This is a genomic window from Stenotrophomonas sp. YJH_SMC_64 (assembly GCF_059371375.1).
In genome coordinates, this window is sequence record NZ_JCAFUN010000004.1 from 131,217 (window position 1) to 154,150 (window position 22,934).

Annotated in this window: 21 protein-coding genes; 5 read left to right on the top strand and 16 right to left on the bottom strand. The window is 68.0% G+C overall.

Annotated features, from left to right (window positions below; translation table 11 throughout):
- From AC5P9L_RS05430 to AC5P9L_RS05440, 3 genes are all read left to right on the top strand, one after another.
- Nucleotides 1–2,289 carry an Orn/Lys/Arg family decarboxylase gene (locus AC5P9L_RS05430; protein WP_005410067.1) on the top strand — a complete coding sequence of 763 codons (2,289 nt, stop codon included), beginning with the start codon at nucleotides 1–3 and terminating at the stop codon, nucleotides 2,287–2,289.
- 28 nt (nucleotides 2,290–2,317) lie between these two features.
- On the top strand, nucleotides 2,318–3,220 hold the full coding sequence (locus tag AC5P9L_RS05435; RefSeq protein WP_005410066.1) for a cation diffusion facilitator family transporter: 903 nt from the start codon (nucleotides 2,318–2,320) through the stop codon (nucleotides 3,218–3,220).
- A 180-nt stretch (nucleotides 3,221–3,400) separates the two neighbouring features.
- Complete coding sequence (locus tag AC5P9L_RS05440) at nucleotides 3,401–3,835, top strand: RidA family protein (protein ID WP_005410065.1); 435 nt, start codon at nucleotides 3,401–3,403, stop codon at nucleotides 3,833–3,835.
- On the opposite strand, the gene AC5P9L_RS05445 is transcribed toward AC5P9L_RS05440, so the two are convergent.
- From AC5P9L_RS05445 to AC5P9L_RS05485, 9 genes are all read right to left on the bottom strand, one after another.
- The gene (locus tag AC5P9L_RS05445; RefSeq protein ID WP_049395905.1) at nucleotides 3,832–4,545 is read right to left on the bottom strand and encodes an energy transducer TonB family protein; all 714 of its coding nucleotides are present in this window, start codon (nucleotides 4,543–4,545) and stop codon (nucleotides 3,832–3,834) included. The two genes, AC5P9L_RS05440 and AC5P9L_RS05445, sit on opposite strands and share 4 nt — an antisense overlap.
- Nucleotides 4,538–5,338 carry a ChaN family lipoprotein gene (locus AC5P9L_RS05450; protein ID WP_262101605.1) on the bottom strand — a complete coding sequence of 267 codons (801 nt, stop codon included), beginning with the start codon at nucleotides 5,336–5,338 and terminating at the stop codon, nucleotides 4,538–4,540. The genes AC5P9L_RS05445 and AC5P9L_RS05450 overlap by 8 nt, the downstream gene beginning before the upstream one ends.
- Nucleotides 5,325–7,796, bottom strand: a complete 2,472-nt coding sequence (locus AC5P9L_RS05455; RefSeq protein WP_262101606.1) for a TonB-dependent receptor — start codon at nucleotides 7,794–7,796, stop codon at nucleotides 5,325–5,327. Before AC5P9L_RS05455 ends, AC5P9L_RS05450 begins: the two co-directional genes overlap by 14 nt.
- 64 nt (nucleotides 7,797–7,860) lie before the next feature.
- Entirely contained in the window at nucleotides 7,861–8,787 is a 927-nt protein-coding gene (locus tag AC5P9L_RS05460; protein ID WP_059034702.1) for a FecR family protein, read from the bottom strand.
- Complete coding sequence (locus AC5P9L_RS05465; protein ID WP_012480592.1) at nucleotides 8,784–9,293, bottom strand: RNA polymerase sigma factor; 510 nt, start codon at nucleotides 9,291–9,293, stop codon at nucleotides 8,784–8,786. Before AC5P9L_RS05465 ends, AC5P9L_RS05460 begins: the two co-directional genes overlap by 4 nt.
- Before the next feature lie 124 nt (nucleotides 9,294–9,417).
- Complete coding sequence (locus AC5P9L_RS05470; protein ID WP_059034713.1) at nucleotides 9,418–9,924, bottom strand: hypothetical protein; 507 nt, start codon at nucleotides 9,922–9,924, stop codon at nucleotides 9,418–9,420.
- A 94-nt stretch (nucleotides 9,925–10,018) separates the two neighbouring features.
- Nucleotides 10,019–10,243, bottom strand: coding sequence for a hypothetical protein (locus AC5P9L_RS05475; protein ID WP_005410058.1), 225 nt, complete (start codon nucleotides 10,241–10,243; stop codon nucleotides 10,019–10,021).
- Complete coding sequence (locus AC5P9L_RS05480; RefSeq protein ID WP_043034682.1) at nucleotides 10,240–10,941, bottom strand: glutamine amidotransferase; 702 nt, start codon at nucleotides 10,939–10,941, stop codon at nucleotides 10,240–10,242. Before AC5P9L_RS05480 ends, AC5P9L_RS05475 begins: the two co-directional genes overlap by 4 nt.
- Nucleotides 10,938–11,711: a YggS family pyridoxal phosphate-dependent enzyme gene (locus tag AC5P9L_RS05485; protein WP_005413791.1), complete on the bottom strand. Its 774-nt coding sequence runs from the start codon at nucleotides 11,709–11,711 to the stop codon at nucleotides 10,938–10,940. Before AC5P9L_RS05485 ends, AC5P9L_RS05480 begins: the two co-directional genes overlap by 4 nt.
- Before the next feature lie 76 nt (nucleotides 11,712–11,787).
- Here AC5P9L_RS05485 and ptsJ point away from each other — a divergent pair, with 76 nt between their 5' ends.
- Nucleotides 11,788–13,074 (top strand): MocR-like B6 salvage transcription factor PtsJ, encoded by a 1,287-nt coding sequence (ptsJ, locus tag AC5P9L_RS05490; RefSeq protein WP_059034701.1) that lies wholly within the window; start codon nucleotides 11,788–11,790, stop codon nucleotides 13,072–13,074.
- A 32-nt stretch (nucleotides 13,075–13,106) separates the two neighbouring features.
- On the opposite strand, the gene AC5P9L_RS05495 is transcribed toward ptsJ, so the two are convergent.
- The 7 genes from AC5P9L_RS05495 to AC5P9L_RS05525 form a co-directional block, all read right to left on the bottom strand.
- Entirely contained in the window at nucleotides 13,107–13,613 is a 507-nt protein-coding gene (locus tag AC5P9L_RS05495) for a hypothetical protein (protein ID WP_005410054.1), read from the bottom strand.
- Between the two features lie 191 nt (nucleotides 13,614–13,804).
- The gene (locus tag AC5P9L_RS05500) at nucleotides 13,805–16,915 is read right to left on the bottom strand and encodes an error-prone DNA polymerase (protein WP_262101607.1); all 3,111 of its coding nucleotides are present in this window, start codon (nucleotides 16,913–16,915) and stop codon (nucleotides 13,805–13,807) included.
- Between the two features lie 6 nt (nucleotides 16,916–16,921).
- Nucleotides 16,922–18,331 carry a Y-family DNA polymerase gene (locus AC5P9L_RS05505; RefSeq protein ID WP_005413788.1) on the bottom strand — a complete coding sequence of 470 codons (1,410 nt, stop codon included), beginning with the start codon at nucleotides 18,329–18,331 and terminating at the stop codon, nucleotides 16,922–16,924.
- A gap of 9 nt (nucleotides 18,332–18,340) precedes the next feature.
- The gene (gene imuA / locus AC5P9L_RS05510) at nucleotides 18,341–18,955 is read right to left on the bottom strand and encodes a translesion DNA synthesis-associated protein ImuA (RefSeq protein WP_005413787.1); all 615 of its coding nucleotides are present in this window, start codon (nucleotides 18,953–18,955) and stop codon (nucleotides 18,341–18,343) included.
- A 219-nt stretch (nucleotides 18,956–19,174) separates the two neighbouring features.
- Nucleotides 19,175–20,182 carry a cyclase family protein gene (locus tag AC5P9L_RS05515; RefSeq protein ID WP_088428866.1) on the bottom strand — a complete coding sequence of 336 codons (1,008 nt, stop codon included), beginning with the start codon at nucleotides 20,180–20,182 and terminating at the stop codon, nucleotides 19,175–19,177.
- Nucleotides 20,183–20,217: 35 nt separating this feature from the next.
- Nucleotides 20,218–20,868 carry a DsbA family oxidoreductase gene (locus tag AC5P9L_RS05520; RefSeq protein ID WP_012480588.1) on the bottom strand — a complete coding sequence of 217 codons (651 nt, stop codon included), beginning with the start codon at nucleotides 20,866–20,868 and terminating at the stop codon, nucleotides 20,218–20,220.
- A 92-nt stretch (nucleotides 20,869–20,960) separates the two neighbouring features.
- Nucleotides 20,961–21,911 (bottom strand): LysR family transcriptional regulator, encoded by a 951-nt coding sequence (locus tag AC5P9L_RS05525; RefSeq protein ID WP_315974372.1) that lies wholly within the window; start codon nucleotides 21,909–21,911, stop codon nucleotides 20,961–20,963.
- 142 nt (nucleotides 21,912–22,053) lie between these two features.
- On the opposite strand from AC5P9L_RS05525, the gene AC5P9L_RS05530 reads away from it, so the two are divergent.
- The gene (locus tag AC5P9L_RS05530; RefSeq protein WP_223846425.1) at nucleotides 22,054–22,932 is read left to right on the top strand and encodes a sterol desaturase family protein; all 879 of its coding nucleotides are present in this window, start codon (nucleotides 22,054–22,056) and stop codon (nucleotides 22,930–22,932) included.
- Nucleotides 22,933–22,934 lie beyond the last annotated feature (2 nt).

Here is a 22,934-nt window from a genome sequence, read left to right on the forward strand (position 1 = left end):
GTGTACTTCAAGTCCCTGGACTACCCGGTCATTGTCATCGACAACGACTACGAGTCGCCACGCATCGGCGGCATCCTGATCCGCGCCCTGGTGGAAGAGCTGCGCAGCAACGACCAGCGCGTGCTGTGCGGCCTGAACCTGGATGATGCCCGTGCCGGTGCCCGCACCTACGTGGCGGCGTCGGCGGTGCTGATCTCGATCGATGGCAGCGAAGAGGTGGATGGCGAGTTCCAGCGCCTGACCGCCTTCCTGCGCGAGCAGAGCGCGCGCCGCGCCAACCTGCCGGTGTTCCTGTACGGCGAGCGCCGCACCATCGAGAAGGTGCCGAGCAAGCTGCTCAAGTACATTCACGGCTTCATCTTCCTGTTCGAAGACACCAAGAGCTTCATCTCGCGGCAGGTGATGCGCGCGGCCGAAGACTACATGAAGAACCTGCTGCCGCCGTTCTTCAAGGCGCTGATCCATCACGCGGCCGAGTCGAACTATTCCTGGCATACGCCTGGCCATGCCGGCGGCGTGGCGTTCACCAAATCGCCGGTCGGCCGCGCGTTCCATCAGTTCTATGGCGAGAACACGCTGCGAAGCGATCTGTCGATCTCGGTGCCGGAACTGGGTTCGCTGCTTGACCATACTGGTCCGATCAAGGACGCCGAGAACGAGGCCGCACGCAACTTCGGTGCCGACCATACCTTCTTCGTCACCAACGGCACCTCCACCGCCAACAAGATCGTCTGGCACGGCACAGTGGCCCGCGGCGACGTGGTATTCGTCGACCGCAACTGCCACAAGTCGCTGCTGCACGCGCTGATCATGACCGGCGCGGTGCCGGTGTACTTCACCCCCAGCCGCAACGCGCATGGCATCATCGGCCCGATCAGCCTGGACCAGTTCACGCCCGAGTCGCTGCAGCAGCGTATCGCCGCCAACCCGCTGGCCAGCAAGGCCTACAAGGCCGGCTCCAAGCCGCGCATCGCAGTGGTTACCAACTCCACCTACGATGGCCTGTGCTACAACGCCGAGAAGATCGCCGACGAGATCGGCAGCGCGGTGGACTTCCTGCATTTCGACGAAGCCTGGTACGCCTACGCTGCGTTCCATCCGTTCTACGAGAACCACTACGGCATGGCCAAGGGCAAGCCGCGCGAGCAGGATGCGATCATCTTCACCACGCATTCCACGCACAAGCTGCTGGCCGCGTTCTCGCAGGCCTCGATGATCCACGTGCGCAACTCGGCGCAGCGCAACCTGGATGCCGAGCGCTTCAACGAGTCGTTCATGATGCACACCTCGACCAGCCCGCATTACGGAGTGATCGCGGCCTGTGATGTGGCGTCGAAGATGATGGAAGGCGACGCCGGCCGTTCGCTGGTGCAGGAAATGCATGACGAGGCGATCGCCTTCCGCCGCGCGATGCTGCATGTCCGCGATGATCTCGGCCGCGACGACTGGTGGTTCAGCGTGTGGCAGCCGACCCAGGTCGAGCGCAGTCTGGACAAGGGCGATACGCCGGCACCGATGGTGGCCAAGCGCGAGGAGTGGTACCTGCAGCCGGATGCGCACTGGCACGGCTTCGAGAACCTGGTGGATGACTATGTTCTGATCGACCCGATCAAGGTGACCCTGCTGACCCCGGGCCTGGCGATGGACGGCAGCATGGGCAAGCTGGGCATTCCGGCGGCAGTGCTGAGCAAGTTCCTGTGGGGCCGCGGCATCACCGTGGAGAAGACCAACCTGTACTCGGTGCTGTTCCTGTTCTCGATGGGCATCACCAAGGGCAAGTGGAGCACCCTGGTCACCGAACTGATGGCGTTCAAGGAACTGTACGACCGCAATGCGCCGCTCAGCCAGGCACTGCCGACGCTGGCCGCCGACTATCCGAATGCCTACGCCGGTTGGGGCCTGCGTGACCTGTGCGACGCGCTGCATGCGTTCAACCAGGAATTCGCGGTGGCCAAGGTGATGCGCGAGATGTACGTGGATCTGCCAACCCCGGTGATGACCCCGGCCGATGCCTACAACCACCTGGTGAAGGGCGAGATCGAGCGGGTCGACATCGAGCAGGTCAGTGGTCGCATCGCCGCGACCATGCTGGTGCCGTACCCGCCGGGCATTCCGACCATCATGCCGGGCGAGCGCTTTGGCGACAGCGATGAGCCGATCATCCAGTCGCTGCGCATCGCCCGTGAGCAGAATGCCCGCTTCCCGGGCTTCGAGTCGGACGTGCACGGGCTCATCATCGAGAACGACGGCGATGTGACCTCGTACAAGGTGGAGGTACTGAAGGCCTGACCGGCGACGGTCGGCCCTTCGGCGAACGATGGATACCGCGCGCGAGCAACGCATCCTGAAGTTCTCGATCGGGTTCACCATCGCGGTCAGCGTGGTCGGCTTCAGCGGTGGCCTGCTGGTGGGATCGCAGGCCATCCTGTTCGACGGAGTGTACAGCCTGGTCGACGTTGCCCTGACCCTGGTGTCGTTGTCGGTGCTGCGGCTGGTGGCGCGGGAACAGAGCCCGCGCTTCCAGTACGGCTACTGGCACCTGGAGCCGATGGTCGAGGCGCTGGGCGGTGTGATCCTGTCGCTGGCCTGCGTGTATGCGCTGGCCAACGCGGTGATCGGTTTGACCACGGGCGGACACGAGGTGAAATTCGGGCCCGCGCTGTGGTGGGCGGCGCTGCTGAGTGCCAGCAACCTGGCGATGGCGGCGTTCGTCGCCCAGCGGGCGCGGCGCCTGCGCTCGGCGCTGTTGTGGCTGGATGTACGGGGCTGGCTGCTGGGTGGCTTGATGAGCCTGGCGGTAGTGCTGGCCTTCGTACTGGCCCTGGTCCTGCATGGCGGTGAGTGGCACCACTGGGTGCCGTACCTGGATTCGATCGTGCTGGCATTGATCAGCCTGGCGGTACTGCCGGTACCGGCGCGCAGTGCGTGGAAGGCCATGCGCGAAGTACTCCAGGTGGCGCCGGATGATCTGGACCGGCGCGTGCAGCAGGTCATGCAGGCATTCGTGGCCGAGCGTGGCTATGCCGGTTTCACCAGCCACGTGGCGAAGATGGGGCGGATGCGCTTCATCGAGATCCATGTGCTGGCCGATCCGGCTACGCCCTTGGGCTCGGTGGGCGAGGTCGATGCGATGCGTGATGAGATCGCGGTCAGGCTGGATGCTCGGGGCAGCACGTTCTGGCTGACCATCGATTTCACCGCAGATCCGGCGTGGACGTGACCACGCTTCTGTAGAGTCGAGATAGCTCGACTGCTTTTCGTCAGCGGAAGTCGAGCAGGCTCGATTCCACGGGATCGCGTGATCGTTGCGCGTGGCAGACCGGTCTGTTGCACCGGATCCGTTTGACCTCAACCGGGGTTGAGGTCACAGACTGCCGGCAACCCCCACGAGGCGCGCGGCATGAACCTGCTGACCACACCGGACTTCAGCCATGGCCTGCTGGAGCTGTTCAATCCACCGGGCCTCTACGATCCTTCGGCCAACGGCTACTCACACGTGGCGGTGGTGCGCCTGCCGGCACGGGTGATCCACGTGGCCGGGCAGGGCGGTGAAGATGCGCAGGGCCGTCTCTCGCCCAGCTTCGAAGACCAGGTCGGGCAGGCGCTGGACAACCTGCAGACCGCGCTGCGCTCGGCGCAGGCAAGCCTGGTTGATGTGGCGCGGTTGCGCATCCTGGTGGTCGGCCACGATGAGGACCGGCTGGGCATCATTGCCCACCAGGTGCGGCGACGCTGGCCGAACCGTGCGGCGCCCACCTGCACGCTGATCCCGGTGCCGCGACTGGCGCTGGACGGCATGCTGTTCGAGATCGAGGCGGAGGCCTACGCCGCCTAGCGCAGGTAGTACTCCACCGGCACCACCAGTTCCTGTGGTGCCTTCAGTTCATCGGGAATGGGCGGTAGCGGCTGCGCGCGACGGAAGGTCTGCAGCGCAGCGTCATCGAGCATCGGCTGGCCACTGGACTGTTCCAGCCGCAGAGCCAGCAGGCGGCCTTCGCGGTCGATGCTGGCCCTGACCCAGGCAGTGCCCTGCTGCCGGCGCGAGCGTGCGGCGGCAGGGTAATAGCGGTAACGCTCCAGCCGCGCCATCAGGCGGGCTTCCCACTGGTCGCTGGCGGCGCCGGCCTGGAAGTCCGCCGGTGGCGCGTCTGGAGCGGGCGGAGCGGCCGTGATCGATGCCGGTGCGGGACTGGCATCGGTCGCGGCCGCCGGCGGGGCGACCGGCAGCGGCGTTCGACCCGTCCCGCCCGTTTCGCTGGCGGCCAACTCGCCCTCGCGCGCGGCGGTGGGTTTCGGTGGCGAGGGCGACTTTGCCGGTTGCGATGCGCGCGCCTGCTGCGCCTGGCTGGGGGTGTCGGCCTGGCGCTCCTCTACGGGCTGCGGCGGCGTGGCCGGCGCCAGCAGGCGCAGGCTGATGCGCACGTCCTGCTCCGGCGGCGGCAGCATCGGCGGCGCTGCCACCCAGTGCACCAACAGCAGCAAGGGCAGCAGGTGCAGGACGGCGGTGATCGCGATCGCCTGCCAGTGTTGGCCGCGCTCACTCATCGTCCAGCACCCACAGCAGATCGGCATCCGCCGCATCCACGGTTTCACCCGGCGAAGCCAATGCGATCACCAGCGCAGGCGTAGCCGGTGACAGGTAGCCCGGTACCCCGGTACCGCGCAGTACATGCCAGCGCCCCGCTACCAGGAGCGCCGGCGCGGGCGCATCGAGCAGCACCTGTGCCATGCGTGTGTCGCGGGCCTGTTGCACGGCCAGCATCCCTTCCAGCATCGGTGCTGCGTCTGCGTGCTGGGCCAGCACCACCGCCGACAGGCGCTGGCGGGCAGCGGCCACCGGGAACCGTACGCCCTTGGTGGACGCGAGCAGCGCGTTGACCTCGGCACGCGACAGGTTGCCGCCGAACAGCGGCGTGCCTGCATCGGCAGCATCCTGTACCAGCCCGCCATACGCGGCCCACGGCCAACGCGTATCCCATTCCAGCAGTTCCTGCAGGCGTGCACCTTCGGCCTGGTTGCCCTTGGCCAGCCAGCGCTGCACCCGCTGCAGGCGTGGCTGGCGCTCGCTGGCGATCATTTCCAGCACCAGCGAACCCTGCGGGCGCCGCCGCTGCAGCGCCTGCAGCAGCCAGCGCTGGGCGGCGTGGTCTCCGGCGAGGTCATGGCGCTCACCCAGCATCAGCCTCCGGGCGTCCGTCGCACGCGCCACGAACGCGGCTTCGTCCAGGTGCCGGCCGTTGGCCAGGTCGATCACTGAGCCAGGCATCGACTGCGCGCTGGCCACGGTCGCCAGCGCGAGCAGGCATACGGGCAGCCAGCGACGGCTAGAACGCCACATTGACGCCCATCGAGACGGTACGGCCACGGCCGTTGCCGCGGTCCAGGATCGGGCTGAAGATGCTGTCGATCGAGGCATTGTTGTCATAGGCCTTGTTCTGCAGGTTTTCGATGTTCAGCCACAGCGTGGTGTTGGCCTGGGGCTTGAAGCTGGCGTAGAAGTCGAGCAGCACGCCGGTGCCGCCGGTCTTGCGGGTCTGGAAGAAGTCGTAGCCTTCCTCGGTCGGCCCGGAGTACTCGGCGCGCAGGCCGGCCTGCACGCGCTGCTGCCACCAGCGGCCGCCCACGTCCAGCGTCCAGTAGCGGTCGGGCAGGGCGGTGATGTCTTCCAGGTTGACGAACTCGATGGCCGGCGCACTGGTGTGCGAGCGGGTCCAGCTCAGCGTGGCGTGGTAGTGCTCGCTGGCGTAATGCGCTTCCAGTTCGATACCGCGCATGCGCACCACGCCGGGGTGGTTCATCCAGCGCGTGGTGGTGCTGAAGTCGTCCACGTCCAGCGCATCGGTCCAGGCAGTGAGTTGCGGATCGCTGTCGATCGGCACCACGAACGGTTCCACTTCCGGCGGATGCACGATCAGCAGATACTGCGGCTTGATGTAGTCGCGGATGCGGTTGTCGAAGCGGGTGATCCGCAGCTGTGCCAGGTCACCGTCGACCAGCAGCGAGTCGGTGCTGAGGTTGGCACCGAACTGCAGGTTGCGCGAGCGCTCGCGGCGCAGGAACGGGTTGGCGCCCACGCCATCGGCATCGCTCATGCCTTCCAGCGGGATCTTCTCGAAGAACATCTCCTGCACCCGCGGCGGGCGGGAAGTACGCGAGGCTTCTGCGAACAGCTGCAGCCAGTCGGTGGGCTGCCACGATACCGCCAGGCTGGGGCTGAGTGCGCGCTGGGTATGGCGCACGTCGATGCCGCCACCGTTGATCTCCGCGCACTGGCCGGGCACATCCGAGCACACCGGGATGTGGCCACGGATGCCGAAGCGGTCCTGGCGCAGGCCGGCGGTCAGCGCGTAGATGTCGTGCTGCAGCTCCAGCGTGCTGAACACGCTGTCCAGCTGGCTGCGACCTTGCGGGTTGGCACCGCGCAGGACGGGGGTGTCGGCCACATAGATGTCCGACTGGTGCTTGATGCCGGTGTTCCATCGTGCCTGCAGTGCCCCGATGTCGAAGCGGCTGGTGTTGTCCACGGTCCAGCTGCTCAGGCTGCTGTGGGTGCGGCGACCGATGTAGCTGGAATCCTCCACTGGCGGATAGAACAGCCGGGTCTTGTTGCCGGCGAAGGTTGCACGCAGGTCGATCCACGGCGAATAGGGCGTGTAGTGGTAGCTGGCGCGCTGGTTGCGCGCTGAAATCTGCCACGGATAGTTGTGGTAGAAGTCGTTTTCGTAACGCATGTGGCTCAGGTTCAGCCGGTGCTGGTCGCTGGGCTGCAGGCGTGCTTTCAACAGCCAGCTGCTGGGCTGCTGGCTACCCGGGTCGGCGTTGTTCTTCTGCCCACGCGCGGTTGCGTATTCGCTGCTGCGGCTGCTGCTGGCAGCCGCCAGCAGGCCGAACTGGCGGTCGCCACCCTCTTCACTGTGGCGCCAGGCACCGGCGAAGGTACGGCCGCTGCCGTAGCCGTTGTTGCCGTGGCGATAGCCTGCACGCAGGCCCCAGTCACGGCCCTCACCAAGCAGATCGTCGATATCCAGCGTGCGGAAGTTGGCACTGCCGGCCAGCGTACCCGCACCATCACCACCGGCGACCGCACCGCGTTGCACGTCCAAGCCGGCCAGCAGGAAAGGATCGACATAGGCGAACGGACCACCCGAGCCATGCCCGGCATTGTTGCGGAAGGTCTGGGTGACACCGTCGATCATGGTGTTGACCCGGCCAGCACCGGTCATGCCGCGGATGTTGACCTGCAGGCCCGGCTGGCTGCGCGAATGGAAGCTGTGGGTGCCAGGCATCGAGCGCAGCAGGCTGTTGCCTTCCTGGCGTTCAGCCATCGCCACGCGCTCGCTGCCGATCGAAGGCGCAAAGCCATCGCGGGTGGCTGGTACATACTGGCTGGCACCTGCACCGGGGGAATGGCCGTGCGCGGTATTGCCCTGCACCCGCAAGGGCCCGGTGCGGCGGCTGCCATCGCCGCGCTCGGCCGGCGCCGGCTCCAGAGTGGCGCGGCGCGCATCGATGAAGCGCGGGCGCAGGCCGCTGCCCGCCAGCAGGCGCGTCAGGGCCTGCGCATCGTCGAAGTCACCGCGAAGGGCGGGCGCGGCATGGCCAGCGGGAAGCGCCGCGCCGATCACCAGATCGACACCGGTCAGCCGGCTGTAGGCGTCCAGCGCGGCCGCCAGTGGCTGGGCGGGCAGATCGTAGCTTCGAGTGGCGGCCTGCGCGTGGGCGCTGTTTGGCAGCAGTGGAACGGTGCTGGCGCAGGCCAGCGACAGGGCGAGGACAAGGGGGCGGGGGCACAGCATCGGGGGCTCCAGGGGCTGACGCAGAGCGTCGTCATCCTGGGTAGACGCAGCCGCAGGCCGGATGTCAGGGCCCATCACGCTGTTCCCTGCGTGGCGGCAGCCACACCTGTATGCCGTCGCCGAGGCGCAGCACGCGCACCTGCAACTGAGTGGCCAACTGGTCGCGGTTGCTGGCTGCACCGTCGGCACTGCCAAGCAGGGTGACCGGCTGCTGGCGCAGCTGCTCGCCGACGACCCACGTGTGCCCGCCGTGCCAGCGGTCCAGGCCCTGCGTGACGTCGGCCAGCGGGGCCGAGACCCAGTGCAGGCGCCGTTCGCGCCAGGCCAGTGTTCCGGGGGCGTTGGTTGTTGCATGGGCTGTTGACTGCCCATCGAAGCGCAGCTGCTCGCCGTCGTTGGCCAGCATGCTGGCGTTGCCGCTGTCCACGCGCACGCGATGCTCGGTAACGGTGACCACGCTGCTGTTGCCCTGCACGGCAAGATCGAATGCGGTCCCCAGTGCAGTGACGGTGCCCTGCGGGGTGTGCACCTGGAAGGGCCGGTCGGCATCGGCGGCGACCTGGAACCAGGCCTGGCCACGCTGCAACTGGAGCTGGCGGCGCTGCCCATCGATGCGCACCTTCACTTCGCTGCCGGGTGACAGCAGGACATGCGAACCATCCGGAAGGGTCTCCTCGCGGATCTCGCCAGCGGCCGTACGCAGTACCTGCGCCACCGGCGGCGAGGCATGGCGGCTGTAGAAACCCAGCGCACACAGCAACAGAACCGCAATGCCGGCTTCGCGCAGGCGACGGCGTTGCCTGCGCTGCTGTTGCCGCTGCAGGCTGGGGAGCGTCGCGCCTGCCTGCCACAGGTGCTGCAGATGCTGGTACTGCGCAACATGGCGCGAATCGGCCTGGCACCACTGGTCGAACGCGTTCTCGTCGCGGGTGCCATCGTGTCCATCCAGCCACCAGCGTGCGGCTTCGCGCGCGATCGCGTCCTGGCTCATGCGCCGGGCACCTGCTGCAGAGCGACGAGGGCGCGCAGCAGATGGCCGTGCGCGGTCTGCCGGCTGATGCCGAGCTGGCGCCCGATCTCAGCCAGCGCCAATTGTTCAACCCGCGCCAGCAGGAACACCTGGCGCGAGCGCGGTGGCAGCGCGGCGACGATCGCGTCGAGGTGGCGCAGCTGTTCGGCGTCGAGCAGTCGCTGCTCGGGCAGTGGTGCAGGATCGGCGATGGCCTGCAACTGCGTGTCATCCAGTACCTCTTCGCGACGGCGCTGGCGCTGCCGGTAGTGATCCGCGATCAGGTTGTGGGCGACGCGGTACAGATAGGCGCGGCCGTTGCTCAGCAGGCCGCTGGCGGCGACTTTGACGACACGCAGCCAGGTTTCCTGGACGACGTCATCGGCGTCGCTGCGTTGCGGGAGTTTGCGGCGGACATGGGCGTGCAGCGGCCGGTAATGGGCCGCGCACAGCTGCGCGACATCCGTCGGTTCGACAGGCGTGGACACGGGGCGGGCGACAACTGGGAAAGGGAACAGCCCGCGGCGGCAAGGGCAGCGGCTGCACCTTACAGCAAAAGAGAATCATTTGCATCCATGGCGCGAGGCACGGCACGCATGGGTCACCGCGGCGTCAGCGCGGACGATAGTCGCAGTGGATCTGCAGGGCTTCGGTGGCGTTGTGATGCAGCTCGAAGCCGCACTGCTGCAGGCTGCGCTTCACCTGCACGACGGCTTCGGAATGACGGGCAACGCGACGATCCTGCCAGCGCAGTGGGGTGAACACGCCCAGGGGCAGCAGCCGCAGCCGCTTGCCGTGCAGTACCAGTGAGACATCGACATGACGGCCATCGATGTCGTGCCCGTTGGCACCGAAGATGGCATCGATCTCATCGCGGCGTTGCGGGTAGCAGGTGCGGAATGCTGCGATGCCGAGCCGTCGTACCGCGCGGCGGAAGCCACCGAGACGGCTGTGGCCGGGTTCGAAGCCACGGGTGAGCAGCAGGCGCAACCCGGCAGGCAGCATCGCCTGCGCGTCGAGCAGGCGTTGCAGTACCTCTTCTTCCAGTTGGATGCGGGTGGAGGGCCAGCGCGGGGCGATGAGCAGTCCGTGGTGGTTGCCGCGATGCAGGGTCAACATGCGTGAAGCTTCGCACGCGGGCGAACAGCCGCGGTAGTGCCGGCCGCTGGCCGGAAGATCCGGATGCCGGCCAGCGGCCGGCACTACCATCGGGTCAGATGTCGCGGTACTGGATCTGCGAAGCCAGTACCCGCAGGCCATCGGCATTGCTGGACAGGATGCGCTCTTCGCCGACACCTTTCTGCCGTTTCAGCTGGAAGCCCTGATCGGCAGGCAGCTGTGCGGCAATGGCGTCCATGCGTTGCAGGGCATCGGGGCCGCTGCAGTCGAAGTGGCCCCAGTGGGCGCCATCGCGGTGGATCTGCAATCGGTAGTTCATTGCGGTGTCTCCGGCAGGTCCTGCAGCCAATGGTCGAACATCGCGGTGGCGGCCGCTGCCAGCGGTGCGCCATAGCGACGCGCCTGTGCGCGCAGGTCGTTGGGATCGATGCCGGCCTGGGCCAGCTCCAGCGTGTGGCCGATCAGCCAGCGCTCGAACTGGCGGGCGTCCAGTTCCGGATGGCATTGCAGGGCCAGTGCGTGGCTGCCGATGGCGAAGGCCTGGTGACGGCAGGCCGGCGTGCTGGCCAGGCGGCGTGCACCGGCCGGAAGTTCGAACGCCTCACCATGCCAATGCAGTACCGGAATGCCCTGCAGGGACTGCAGCGGAGAACGCTGGCCTTCATCGGTCAGCAGCAGTGGCGCAAAGCCGATTTCCTTGCCACCACTGGGAGCGACGCTGGCACCGAGTGCCCGCGCCATCAGCTGTGCACCCAGGCAGATGCCCAGGGTCGGCCGCTGCCGCTGCAGCCGGCGCTGCAGCAGGGCAATGCTGTCGTTGACGGAGGGGTAGGTCCCTGTGTCATTGGCACTGATGGGACCGCCCAGCACGACCAGCAGGTCGGCGGTTTCGGCGTCATCGAGCGCATCGACGCCGGCCTGCAGCAGCTGCAGCTGCCAGCCTTGCGCCAACAGCAGTGGCTGCAGGGTGCCGAGGTCTTCAAAGCCAACGTGCTGCAGGACAACCGCGTGCTTCATGCCGGGGCTCCGCTGTTCGGCCAGTAGAAGCTGTCCGGGGTGGCGCGGGCGCCGAAAATGGCCTGGCCGACGCGGACCACGGTGGCACCTTCCTCGATGGCCACTTCGAAATCACCGGACATGCCCATCGACAGCTGCGACAGGTCCAGGTCGGGCGGGGCGGTGCGTTGCAGCTGGTCGCGCAGTTCGCGCAGGCGCACGAAGCAGGCGCGCACGCGCTCGACGTCGGGGGTGAAGATGGCCAGGGTCATCAGGCCGCGCACGCGCAGGCGATCGAAGGCTGGCAGCTGTTGCACGAAGGCCTCGACCGCGTCGGGTTCCAGTCCGTACTTGCTGGGTTCGGCCGAGGTGTTGACCTGCACGAACACGTCCAGGGTGCGCTCTTCCAGTTGCAGGCGCTGCTGCAGGGCCTCGGCTACGCGCAGGCTGTCCAGCGCCTGGAACTCGCTGGCAAAGCGTGCCACGTAGCGCGCCTTGTTGGTCTGCAGATGGCCGATCACCGACCAGTGCACGCCCAGGTCGGCCATCGCTTCGGCCTTGCGTTGTGCCTCCTGCACCTTGTTCTCGCCAAGTTCGTGGCAGCCTGCGGCCACCGCCATGCGGATGCGGGCTTCATCGACGGTCTTGCTGACCGGCAGCAGGCGCACGCTGGCCGGGTCCCGGCCGACGCGGGCGCAGGCATCGGCGATGCGTTGGCGCACCGTGACCAGGTTGGCGGCGATCTGTTCAACGGACTGGGCGACGGGCCAGTCGGCGGCGGCAAGGGGCATGCGGGCACCTCCAATGCAGGGCGGCCAGGGTGGGATACACTGGCACAGGACAAGAGATATTTTGGCATAGGACAAAATGAAAATCACCGGGCACAGTGCCGAGTCGATCTTCGACAGCATCCGTGAGGGCATCGGCGAGGGCCGCTTGCCGGCCGGCAGCGTGCTGCCGCCGGTGCGTGAACTGGCCGAGCAGCTGGGCGTGAACCGCAACACCGTGGCCGCTGCCTACAAGCGCCTGGATGCGGCGGGCCTGGCCAGCACGGCGGGCCGCCGCGGCACGGTGGTGCGTGGCCTGCCGCCGCCGCTGGCGCGCGAGGGCAGTACGCCCGGGCTGGCGCTGCAGGACCTGGCCGGTGGCAATCCGGATCCGCGCCTGCTGCCGAACCTGCGCCTGGCCCCGGCCGCACCGCGGCTGTATGGCGTGGGCACGGTCGACCCGAGGTTGCAGGCGCTGGCGCGCGCCTCGCTGGATGCGGACTGCCCGGCGGGTTATGCGCTGGAGCTGACCCATGGCGCGGTCGATGGCATTGAACGCCTGCTGGCGGCCTGGCTGCTGCCGGGGGATCGCATCGCGGTGGAGGATCCGTGCTTCCTCGGCAGCCTCAATGTGCTCAATGCCGTGGGCCACGCGCCGTTGCCGGTGGCGGTGGACGCGCATGGCATGCAGGTCGAATCACTTCGGCAGGCGCTGGAGGCCGGTGCACGTGCGGTGCTGCTGACCCCGCGTGCGCACAACCCGACCGGGGCCAGCCTGGATGCGAAGCGGGCACGGGCGTTGCGCCAGCTGCTGGCGGCCTACCCGCAGGTGGCGGTGTTGATCGACGATCACTATGCGCTGCTCTCGCAGCAGGCCTATCACTCGGTGCTGCCGCTGGATGGCCGGCGCTGGGCGCTGTTGCGTTCGTTGTCCAAACCGCTCGGCCCGGATCTGCGCCTGGCCTGGTTGGCCTGCGATGAAGAAACCGCGATGCGGTTGCGGCTGCGATTGGCGTCCGGCACCGGCTGGGTCAGTCATCTGCTGCAGGATGCGGCGACGTCGGTGCTGGCGTCGGCAACGCAGCGGGCGAAGATCGCCTCGGCAGGTGAGCGTTACCAGCAGCGCCTGCAGTCGCTGCAGGAGTTGCTGCGCGCGCGTGGCATGCCGACGCCGCTGCCAATGGAGGGATTGAACCTGTGGCTGCCGTTGTCGGCTGACAGCCATCCTCAGGTGCTGGCACTGGCTTCGCGCGGATGGCATGTGCGGGCGGGCGAAGTGTTCGCGGTGGCGGCGCCGGGACATGGTCTGCGCATCACCTGTGCGGCGCTGGGGACGACGCAGCTGCGGCAGCTGGCCGATGACCTGGCGGCCGTGTGCGGGGTGTAGCGTCGAGCATGGCTCGACGCTACAGAAGCCGATCAGGGCGCGGCGTTGGCGCCAGGGCGCACGTAGTAGGACTGGCCGCTGTCATCGACGAACATCAGCTCCGGCTTGCCCTGCCAGGAGGTGAGCATGGCGCCGGTGTTGTTCTGGTGCTTGACCATCAGGCTGGCGCCGCGATCCGGGTTGGCGACGACCTTGAATACTTCGGTAGTGCCGGTGGCATCGTCGAGGGTGAGCAGGGCTTCGCCGCCGCGGTCGCTGGTGCCATAACCACCACGCTCGGAACCGTCGGGGCCAAGCAGGATCAGGCCAGACAGGGCGGTGGCGCGCGGCCCCTGGGTGCGGCCCTGGCTGAGCGGGTCGGGGACCGGTGCGCCGAGGATCACCCGCGGCTGGCCGCTTGCATCGTGGATGACCAGGCCGCGTGCTTCGATGATGCGCTGTGGCGATTGGCTGCGATGCAGGTTCCAGGCGGTCCAGCCGGAAACAAGCAGGGCGAGGGTGGAGACCACCAGTGTGGTCAGCAGCAGCGCACGGGGCATCGGGTGGTCCTTCCTTGGATGTGCCGACGATAGCGGATGCAAAAGGGGATGGATAGAGTCGACTGTCAGTCGACCGCTGTTCGATCAGATCACGGAGATTCCCGCGCTGGCGCGCGCAAGTCGACTGACAGTCGACTCTACCTCTACCTGCTCGACATCACCCAGTGGCCGTTACGCGGTGATTCCCGGCGTCAGTGGAAATCGCGGCTGTGGCTGCGCAGTCCCTGCAGCAGTTCATCCAGGCAGTGCATGCGTTGCACGATGACGTGCTGGACGCCATCGACGCGTTCCAGGCGGCCATCGACCTGCATCAGCTGGGTATCGACCAGCACCCCGTGCTGGCGATCGGCCAGGTGCCGCCAGACCACGGCGTTGACCATGCCGGTCTCATCCTCGAGCGTGAGGAAGGTGACACCGCTGGCGGTCTGTGGGCGCTGGCGCATGCGTACCAGGCCGGCGATGCGCACGCGACGGCCATGGCCATGGCCCGCCAGTTGCGCGGCATCCAGGCAGCCACGGCTGCGCAGCTGCGCACGCAGGAATGAGATCGGATGGCGGCCGAGGGTGGTGCCGGTGCTGCGGTAATCGGCCTGCATGTCCTCCCAGGCGCTGGGCAGGGGCAACGGCACGCGGGCTTCGGCGGTGGCGCGGGCCTGGTCGAAGAGCGGCAGCCGGTTTTCCACGCCGGAGATATCCCAGCGTGCACGATGGCGATGGCCACTGAGCCCACGCAACGCACCGGCATCGGCCAGCAGGCCCTGCTGGCGGCGGTCCAGGGCGGTGCGCTGGCACAGGTCGCCGACATCGTCGAACGGGCGCCGCGCACGTTCGCGCATGATGGCCTGCACGGCGGGCTCGTTGCAGCCATCGACCAGGCGCAGGCCGAGCCGGATCGCGGCCGCGCCCCTGCTGAAATCCAGGGTGCAGTCCCAGTCGCTGTGGCGCACGTCCACCGGCAGCACGCGGATGCCATGCCGGCGCGCGTCCTGCAGCAGCTGGTCGGGGCTGTAGAAGCCCAGCGGCTGGCTGTTGATCAGGCTGGCGGTGAACGCGGCCGGGTGATGGCACTTCAGCCAGCAGCTGTTATAGGTCAGCAGGGCGAAGCTGGCGGCGTGGCTTTCCGGGAAACCGTAATCACCGAAGCCCTTGATCTGCTCGAACAGATGCTCGCCGTACTCGCGGCTGAAGCCGTTATTGAGCATGCCGGCCAGCAGCTTCTCGCGATGCGGTTCCAGGCCGCCACGGCGCTTCCATGCCGCCATCGAGCGGCGCAGGGCATCGGCCTGGCCCGGCGTGTAGCCGGCCGCTTCCACCGCCAGCTGCATCACCTGTTCCTGGAACAGCGGCACGCCCAGCGTGCGTGCGAATACGCGTTCCAGCTGCGGTGGGTAGAGCGGGTTGTCCGGGTCGTTCAACGCGTCCGGTCCCTGTTCGCGCAGGATCCGGCGCCGCTCCAGATAGGGGTGCACCATGTCGCCCTGGATCGGGCCAGGGCGCACGATCGCCACCTCGATCACCAGGTCATAGAACGTGCGTGGCTGCATGCGCGGCAGCATCGCCATCTGTGCGCGCGATTCGATCTGGAACACGCCGATGGTATCGGCGGCGCAGATCATGTCGAAGGTCTTTGCATCCTTGGGCGGGATCGCATCCATGCGTCCTTCATGCAGGCCGTGCTGCTTCAACATCGCCAGGCATTTGCGGATGGCGGTGAGCATGCCCAGCGCCAGGCAGTCGACCTTCATCAGGCCGGTGGCATCCAGATCGTCCTTGTCCCACTGGATGACGGTGCGGTCGGCCATCGCCGCGTTTTCCACCGGCACCAGGGTCGACAGCGGATGCTCGGAGATGACGAAACCACCCGGATGCTGAGACAGGTGGCGCGGGAAGTCGATCAGTTCATTGGTCAGTGACAGCAGCCGCCGCATCAGCGGCGTGTCCGGGTCGAAGCCGCGCTCGCGGAGGGTTTCCGGCAATGGGATGTTGCCGCCCCAATGATCCATTGCCGCGCCCAGTTCGTTGACCTGGTCCATCGGCAGGCCGAGCGCACGGGCGACGTCGCGGATCGCGCTGCGGCCACGGTAGCTGATTGCTACTGCGGTCAGTGCGGCGCGCTCGCGGCCATAGCGCTTGAACACGTACTGCAGCACTTCCTCGCGGCGCTCGTGCTCGAAGTCGATGTCGATGTCCGGCGGCTCATTGCGCTCGGCGGAGATGAAGCGTTCAAACAACAGATTGCTGCGCGCAGGATCGATCTCGGTCACGCCCAGCACAAAGCACACCGTCGAATTGGCCGCCGAGCCACGCCCTTGGCAGAGGATGTCCTGGCTGCGGGCGAAGCGCACGATGTCATGCACGGTAAGGAAGTAGGAGGCGTAGTTTTTCTCCCGGATCAACGCCAGCTCATGTTCGATCTGCTTGCGCTGTGCGTCCTTGATGCCGTCTGGCCAACGCCAGGGAATCTTTTCTTCGACCAGCTCGCGCAGCCAGCTGTCCGGGTCATGCCCCTCCGGCACCAGCTCGCGTGGATAGGTGTACTGCAGCTGTTCCAGGGTGAAGTGGCAGTGTTCGGCGATGCGCAGGGTCTCGGCCAGCAGTTCGGCGGGATACAGCTGGGCCAGCGCGGTGCGCGGGCGCAGGTGGCGCTCGCCGTTGGGAAACAGGCGCCAGCCGGCTTCGGCCACGCTGCAACGATGGCGGATCGCGGTCAGCGTGTCCTGCAGGGCGCGGCGGCGTCGCACGTGCATGTGCACATCGCCACTGGCGACCAGCGTCAGGCGGTGGCGTTCGCCGAAGGCCTGCAGCTGCTGCAGGCGGCGTGCGTCGTCGTGCTCGTGGTGCAGTTCCACCGCCAGCCACAGCCGATCATTGAAGCCGGCGCGCAGCAGTTCCAGGTCGGTGGCGGCCGGTTGCCGGTCCAGCCACAGGCACAGCAGGCCGTCGGGCAGGCCGAGCAGGTCCTCGCGCAGGCAACGGTACTCGCCCTTGGCCGCGCGCCGCCGGCAGGTAGTGATCAACTGGCACAGCCCGGCATAGGCGGCCTGGTCGGTGCACAGCAGGGCCAGCTTGGGTCCGTCCTCGACCTGGAATTCGGCGCCGACGATCAGCGCCACGCCATGCGCCTTCGCCGCCTGCCAGGCACGCACGATGCCGGCCAGCGAGCATTCGTCGGTGATCGCCAACGCGCGGTAGCCCTGGCCGGCGGCGCGCGCGAACAGCTCTTCGGCGATCGAAGCACCACGCTGGAAACTGAAGGCCGACAGGCAGTGCAGTTCGGCGTAGCCGGGCAGTTCGCTGTGCATGGCGGCTCAGCCGAACCAGCCGTGCAGCATCCACGGCGCATGCGGATCGTTGCGCTCACGGAAAGCCCAGCCGCGCTGGCCGTGTGCGGTTTCCACCACGTAGTAGTCGCGGCGCGCGTCGGCCTGGTCCCACCAGCCCGATTCGATCCGCTCCGGCCCGGTGACGATGCGCAGCCGCGGATCACGCAGCGGTTGCGGAGTGTCCAGCAACCAGCCAGGGCGCAGCGGCCAGTACGACGGAGGCTTGGCCGCAGGCTGGCTGCCACTGGCGCGTTCGGGGCGATGGTCGGCCTGCACCGCCAGCGGCTGCACGGCGTCATCGCCCAACCGCGCGCGCAGGCGCTCGCGCAGCTGGTTCCAGGGCATCGCCTGTGCCGGGCGGGTATCGAACAGGTCGCGCGCGGCGGGCACGAACGGTGGCAGCTGTTCGGCCTGCAGGCGCAGTGCGCGGCTGCCGGCCGGCAGGGCGAACGCTTCCATGCGGTTGCGCGCGATCTCGAACAGCAACGCGGGATCGCGTTCCGGTGCCAGCAGGCCGATGGTCAGCACGCTGGCCGGCAGCAGGTCGTGCTCGAAATGCAGGTCGAAGCGCTGCACGCCGCCATCGCGCGAACACAGGAACGCGGCCAGGTCCAGCAGCAGGCGACGCAGCGGGAACAACAGGGCCTGGCTGGATTCGATCTCGTACTCGAATTCGATGCGTGCATCGAAACGGTCCGGTGGCTGGTAGTAGCGCAGTGGCGCGGTGGGTAGCCCACGCAGTGCATCCAGCTGCTGCAGGACCTCGGGGGCAAAGCGCCGGGCCAGGCTGTCGCGCGGCAGCTCGAGCACTGCGCCCAGCGTGCGCAGGCCGGAGCGGCCGAGCACCGTCACCGCTTCGTTGGGCAGTCCGCAGCGCGGCAGGGGCAACTGCGCCAGCGCCGCCGGCAGTTGCTGTGCATCGATGCCGAGGCCATCGTGGACGTTGGCCAGCACGCGCGCGGCATGTGGGGTAGGTGCGGCCACCAGACGGTGACGGAAGCCGAGTTCGTGCAGTTCGTTGCGCAGCCGCTGCTGGATCGTCAGCCAGTCACCGAACAGGGCGCGGCTGGCGCCGATCTCCAGCACCAGTGCATGCGGGAAATCGAGGCTGACCTGGGAGCTGTAGGCGTAGGCCCAGCTGGCCAGCAGCTGCCGGGTGTGCTGTTCGGCGTTGGGATCGTAATCGTGCAGGTGCATGTCCTGCACCAGCACCTGCGCAGCCGACAGCAGCATGCCCGGGCGCAGCCCCGCTGCGCGTGCCGACGGGCTGACCGCACGCAGTACGCGACGCTGTGCCGGCCCCTGCAGCAGCACCAGTGGGCGCTGCGGATCCGGCTGCAGGCGCAGCACGCTGTCCAGCGCCAGCTGCGGCAACAACAGGCAGGCCCAGTGCATGGCGCGGCCTCAGTGGGCGATGGCCAGCGGCAACGGCTGCGCCGGCGGCAGGCCGCCTCGGCACTTCAGCACCCGCACCTGGCCGTGGTCGAGCTGCAGGCGCAGGCTGGCCGGAGAGGGATTGCGCGCCGCCTGCGCCTCGCGGAACACGAAGCCCAGGCACTGGCCGCTGTCGGCGGCGACCTGCAGCCGGCGCAGGGCGCGATCGTCGGCCTGGTGTGGCCAGCACAGCACCGCCGCGCAGGCGGCAGAGCGCAGGCACTGCTCGGTGGCCCAGAGCGCCTGTTTCGGCGCGGCGTGGATGATCTGCAGCTGGGCCAGGTCCAGCCCGGCTGCCGCCCAGGCCGGGGCATGCGGGCGATAGGGCGGGGCGACCAGCACGATCGGGCGGTCACGCAGGCTCAGCTTGGCCAGCGCCGGCCAGACCAGCGCCAGCTCACCCACCCCGGGCGCCGCCTGCAGTACCTCGCACAGCCCGCTGGTGGGCCAGCCACCGCCGGGCAGGCGTGCGTCCAATGCCGGGTGCCCGCTGGCCAGGTGGTCGCTGGCCGGCCCCTGGCGGGCCGGGCCGCGCCACAGCTGGCGCCCGTCCAGCAGCCGGTCGAGGGCGACGACGGCACCCATCAGCCGGCCCTCCAAGGGAGGCGCCGGGCGGGCTGGAAACGGCAGGAACGGGCGGAAACGGCGGGCATGGCGCGAGTATCGACGGGCCGGTATCAGGGGCTGAGACCAGACATGCTACTCGTCTTGTGAGTAGAATTACTAATGAAATCGGAGGGTCCGGTTTCAGGTTGCTGAAGGGGTAAAGGAGTGCCGACCAAGGTCGGCACCCACAGGCCCTGGTTACGGGCGCACCGGCAGCGCCACCGGGCGCAGCGGCGCGGCATCGCCGCCGCGGATCTTCAGCGGGCCGCCGATGAAGGCGAACTCGTAGACCTTGTCGCGGGCCAGTTCGTCCAGCGCCACCAGCTCGATGATCGGCGCGCCCTGCTGGGCCAGCAGGTAGGTGTGCAGCGGCACGTAGTCGTCGGACACCTCCGAGGGGAAGGTCTCGAAGCTGAGGTTGTCGGCACCGACGATCATCGCGCCGCTGTCCTCGACCAGGAAGCGCGCCGCGTCCAGGCCCATGCCCGGCGGGTTGGCCATGTAGGCCCTGGGCTGCTCGAACAGGCGCATGCGGCCGGTGCGGATCAGCACCACGTCGCCCTGCTGCAGTTCCACCTTCTGGCGTGCCAGCGCATCCTTCAGGTCCTGGCGGGTGACGCGATAGCTGTCCGGCAGCATGTCCACGCCCTTGGCGCCGGCCACGTCGATCAGCACGCCACGCGCGATCAGCGGCGGGAATTTCTCGATGCCGGTGACATTCCAGCCACGGTCGCCGAGGTGCTTGTCGGCCTCGAAGCCGTTCCAGATCTTCCCGTGGATGCCGAAGTGGTTCAGCGCATCGATGTGGGTGCCGGTGTGGCTGTACATCGAGAATGCGGTGCCGGTGTAGCTGCGGGTGAGGTTCATGGTCTCGCCCACGCCCATCGGGTCGTCCATCACCGTGCCGCGCGGGGTGTGGGTCATCCAGAACTGGTAGTGCGGGTCGCCGGCATCCTGCCAGCTGGGCATGCCGACGTAGTATTCGGTGGCCAGGTCATAGGCTTTGCCGCCGCTGACCCGTGACAGGATCGCCGCACGCGAGGCTTCGGTGATCAGGTTGAGGCGACCGATCTCGTCCTTCGGCCCCCAGGGGCTGGTGCCGACCTGCTGGCCGGAGGGAACGCGTTCGTGTGCGGACACGGTGGTGGACGCGGCGGTGCCGGCCAGCAGCAGGGCCAGCGCGGTGGCCAGGGTATGTGGGGTCATGGGGAATCTCCTTGCAGGGTGGGGGAGGGTGCGGCTCAGGCCGCGACCAGGGGCGCCAGGGCCTGGCGCAGGTGTGGCAGCGGCAGGGTCTGCAGGCGCAGGCCGTTGCCGCCGATCACGGTGGGTATGGAACGGATGCCGAGGGCAGCGGCTTCGGCACGATCGGCCTGCACGCGCTGGCGTACTGCGTCGCTGCGCATGTGGTCAGCGAAGGCGCCACGTGGATGGCCCAGCGATTCGGCGATATCCAGCAGTACTTCGGCGTCGCCGATGTTGCGGTGCTGGTGCAGGTGCGCCCATTGCACGGCATCAAACATCGCGCCATGGGCGTCGTTGCCACCGAGCATGCCGGCGGCCTGGCAGGCCAGTGCGCCGAGCCAGCCGGACGGATACTCGAAGTCCTGTGCGCGCATGCCTTCGATATCGATGCGCGCGGTGTCTTCATGCGCGGCGCAGTCGGTCCAGTGGCGCAGGATGATCGCCTTGGCGCGCTCCATCGAGCCGAACACCTCGACCATCTGCGCGCGCGAGTCCTGCAGCACGAAGCTGCGGTGGCGCACCTGGATGCCGAGTTCGGCCGAGACCTGCTGCAGGCGCGGGGCCAGCACGAAGCACCAGCCGCAGACCACGTCGTGGAAGAAATCGACCACCGGCGCGGCGGTGGCGGGGGAAGGAACGGAAGACATCTGCCTGCCATCGGTGAGAGGGGAGGCGGCAGAGTAGGCAGTGCGGCGTGGCCGAAACAGCACGCCGCGGGCAGCTCAGTTTTCGCTGGCGGTTACGAATCCAGGCCGGCGCAGCCGGGCAGCTCGGCGTGCAGGAAATCGATGAAGGCACGCACCTTGGGCTGCAGGTGGCGCGAGGTGGGGTAGACCGCATGCACGAAGCGCGGCGGATAGCGGTGGTCGGGCAGCACCTGCCGCAGTTCGCCACGGGCCAGTGCGGGTGCCGCCAGGAACGAGGGCAGGGCGCCGATGCCCATGCCGGCCACCAGCAGGTCGCGCAGCAGCAGGCTGTTGTTGACGGTGACGCGCGCTGGCAGGGTGATCGTCACCTGGCCATCGGGGCCGAGCAACGGCCAGCTGCCCGGTGAGTCGGACAGGCTGTAGGCCAGCACGCTGTGCGCCTGCAGATCGTTCACCGCCTGCGGTGCCGGATGCTGCCGCAGGTAGGACGGGGCCGCGCACAGCACCTGCTGCAGCGACGCCAGCCGGCGCGCCACCAGGCGTGAATCATCCAGCTCGGCACGCAGCCGCAGCGACACATCGAAACCCTCACCGACTGCATCGAGCAGGCGATCTTCCATCACCAGGTCCAGCGACAGCTGTGGATGCTGCTGCAGGAAGCGCGGCAGCAGCGGCGACAGCGTGCTCAGTGCGAACGACTGCGGCGCATTGACGCGCAGGCGCCCGGCTACGTCGCCGCGCTGTTCGGCGATGCCACGTTCCAATGCGTCCAGCTCGTCGAGCAGGCGGCAGCATTCACGGTAATAGGCGTGGCCGGTCTCGGTCAGGCTCATGCGCCGCGTGGTCCGCTGCAGCAGTACCACGCCCAGATGCGCTTCCAGCGTGCGCAGCTGCTTGCTCAGGCCGGCGGGCGACATGCCCAGGTCTTCGGCAGCGCGGGCCAGCCCGCCGCGTTCGACGATGCGGCGGAAGGCACGCATCAGGTTGAAGGAATCCATGCCGGCCCCGGGCGCGATGAGGGCGCCATTGTAGAGCCGCGCCATGCGTGGATGTGGGAAACGCGGCGCCGACCAAGGTCGGCGTCTACCCGGTGCGCGCGGGTTGCGCTGTTTGTTCAAGCCCGTAACCGGCATGCCACGCCAGCATGCAGGCCCCTCACTTTCCGGGTTGCCCATGAAGCACTGGATGCTCCGCCTGTATGCCCCGCTGTTCCTGCTGGGCTTCGTTGCCACTGCCGTCGTCTGGGTCGGCCATTGCCACGGTGATCCGTTGTGGCTGCTGGCCTTGCTGGCGGCCGCCATCGCGCTCTCGTTCGCCGCCGAGCGTGCCTGGCCGTACGACCCCGCGTTCAACCACGACCACGGCGACAGCCTGCGTGACACCCTGCATGCACTGGTCAACGAAAGCCTGAACCTGCTGTCGATCGCGGCGGTGCCGCTGCTGGCGGCAATCATTCCGTGGCAGTTGTGGCCGGTGCAGTGGCCATTCGCGCTGCAGGTGCTGCTGGCCATCGTCTGCGCTGATCTCGGCATCACCCTGGTGCACTACGCCAGCCATCGCATCGGCTGGTTGTGGCGGCTGCATGCGGTGCATCACAGCGTCACCCGCATGTACGGCTTCAACGGGCTGATGAAACACCCGCTGCATCAGGCGGCCGAAGCGGTGGGCGGCGTGCTGCCGCTGCTGCTGTTGGGCCTGCCGATGCCGGTGGCTGCGGTGCTGGCTTTCGCCATTGCCATCCAGCTGCTGCTGCAGCACTCCAACGTGGACATGCGTCCCGGCGTGCTCGGCCGGGTGATGGCCTGGGCGCCGCTGCACCGCTTCCACCACATGCGTTACGGCACCGCGGGCGACGTCAACTTCGGCCTGTTCCTGACCGCCTGGGACCATCTGCTGGGGACCGCCTTCGATGCGCCGGGTTATCGGCTGCAGCAACGCGACCTTGGCATCGGCAGCCAGCCGGACTATCCGCGCGATTATCCCGGGCAGCTGCTGGCGCCGTTCCGCGAACTGCCGCATGGCGAGGTGCCGGAGTTGCCGGAAGGCCTGCGCAGGCGCGAATGATT

Coding starts and splice junctions, on each gene's coding strand:
- AC5P9L_RS05475 (WP_005410058.1), bottom strand. CDS start 10,243: ATGAACTACCGATTGCAGATCCACCGCGATGGCGCCCACTGGGGCCAC.
- AC5P9L_RS05530 (WP_223846425.1), top strand. CDS start 22,054: ATGCTCCGCCTGTATGCCCCGCTGTTCCTGCTGGGCTTCGTTGCCACT.
- AC5P9L_RS05445 (WP_049395905.1), bottom strand. CDS start 4,545: ATGAGTGAGCGCGGCCAACACTGGCAGGCGATCGCGATCACCGCCGTC.
- AC5P9L_RS05505 (WP_005413788.1), bottom strand. CDS start 18,331: ATGCACTGGGCCTGCCTGTTGTTGCCGCAGCTGGCGCTGGACAGCGTG.
- AC5P9L_RS05480 (WP_043034682.1), bottom strand. CDS start 10,941: ATGAAGCACGCGGTTGTCCTGCAGCACGTTGGCTTTGAAGACCTCGGC.
- AC5P9L_RS05455 (WP_262101606.1), bottom strand. CDS start 7,796: ATGCTGTGCCCCCGCCCCCTTGTCCTCGCCCTGTCGCTGGCCTGCGCC.
- AC5P9L_RS05525 (WP_315974372.1), bottom strand. CDS start 21,911: ATGGCGCGGCTCTACAATGGCGCCCTCATCGCGCCCGGGGCCGGCATG.
- AC5P9L_RS05500 (WP_262101607.1), bottom strand. CDS start 16,915: ATGCACAGCGAACTGCCCGGCTACGCCGAACTGCACTGCCTGTCGGCC.
- AC5P9L_RS05450 (WP_262101605.1), bottom strand. CDS start 5,338: ATGTGGCGTTCTAGCCGTCGCTGGCTGCCCGTATGCCTGCTCGCGCTG.
- ptsJ (WP_059034701.1), top strand. CDS start 11,788: ATGAAAATCACCGGGCACAGTGCCGAGTCGATCTTCGACAGCATCCGT.
- AC5P9L_RS05470 (WP_059034713.1), bottom strand. CDS start 9,924: ATGTTGACCCTGCATCGCGGCAACCACCACGGACTGCTCATCGCCCCG.
- AC5P9L_RS05435 (WP_005410066.1), top strand. CDS start 2,318: ATGGATACCGCGCGCGAGCAACGCATCCTGAAGTTCTCGATCGGGTTC.
- AC5P9L_RS05440 (WP_005410065.1), top strand. CDS start 3,401: ATGAACCTGCTGACCACACCGGACTTCAGCCATGGCCTGCTGGAGCTG.
- AC5P9L_RS05495 (WP_005410054.1), bottom strand. CDS start 13,613: ATGCCCCGTGCGCTGCTGCTGACCACACTGGTGGTCTCCACCCTCGCC.
- AC5P9L_RS05515 (WP_088428866.1), bottom strand. CDS start 20,182: ATGACCCCACATACCCTGGCCACCGCGCTGGCCCTGCTGCTGGCCGGC.
- AC5P9L_RS05460 (WP_059034702.1), bottom strand. CDS start 8,787: ATGAGCCAGGACGCGATCGCGCGCGAAGCCGCACGCTGGTGGCTGGAT.
- imuA (WP_005413787.1), bottom strand. CDS start 18,955: ATGGGTGCCGTCGTCGCCCTCGACCGGCTGCTGGACGGGCGCCAGCTG.
- AC5P9L_RS05485 (WP_005413791.1), bottom strand. CDS start 11,711: ATGCCCCTTGCCGCCGCCGACTGGCCCGTCGCCCAGTCCGTTGAACAG.
- AC5P9L_RS05520 (WP_012480588.1), bottom strand. CDS start 20,868: ATGTCTTCCGTTCCTTCCCCCGCCACCGCCGCGCCGGTGGTCGATTTC.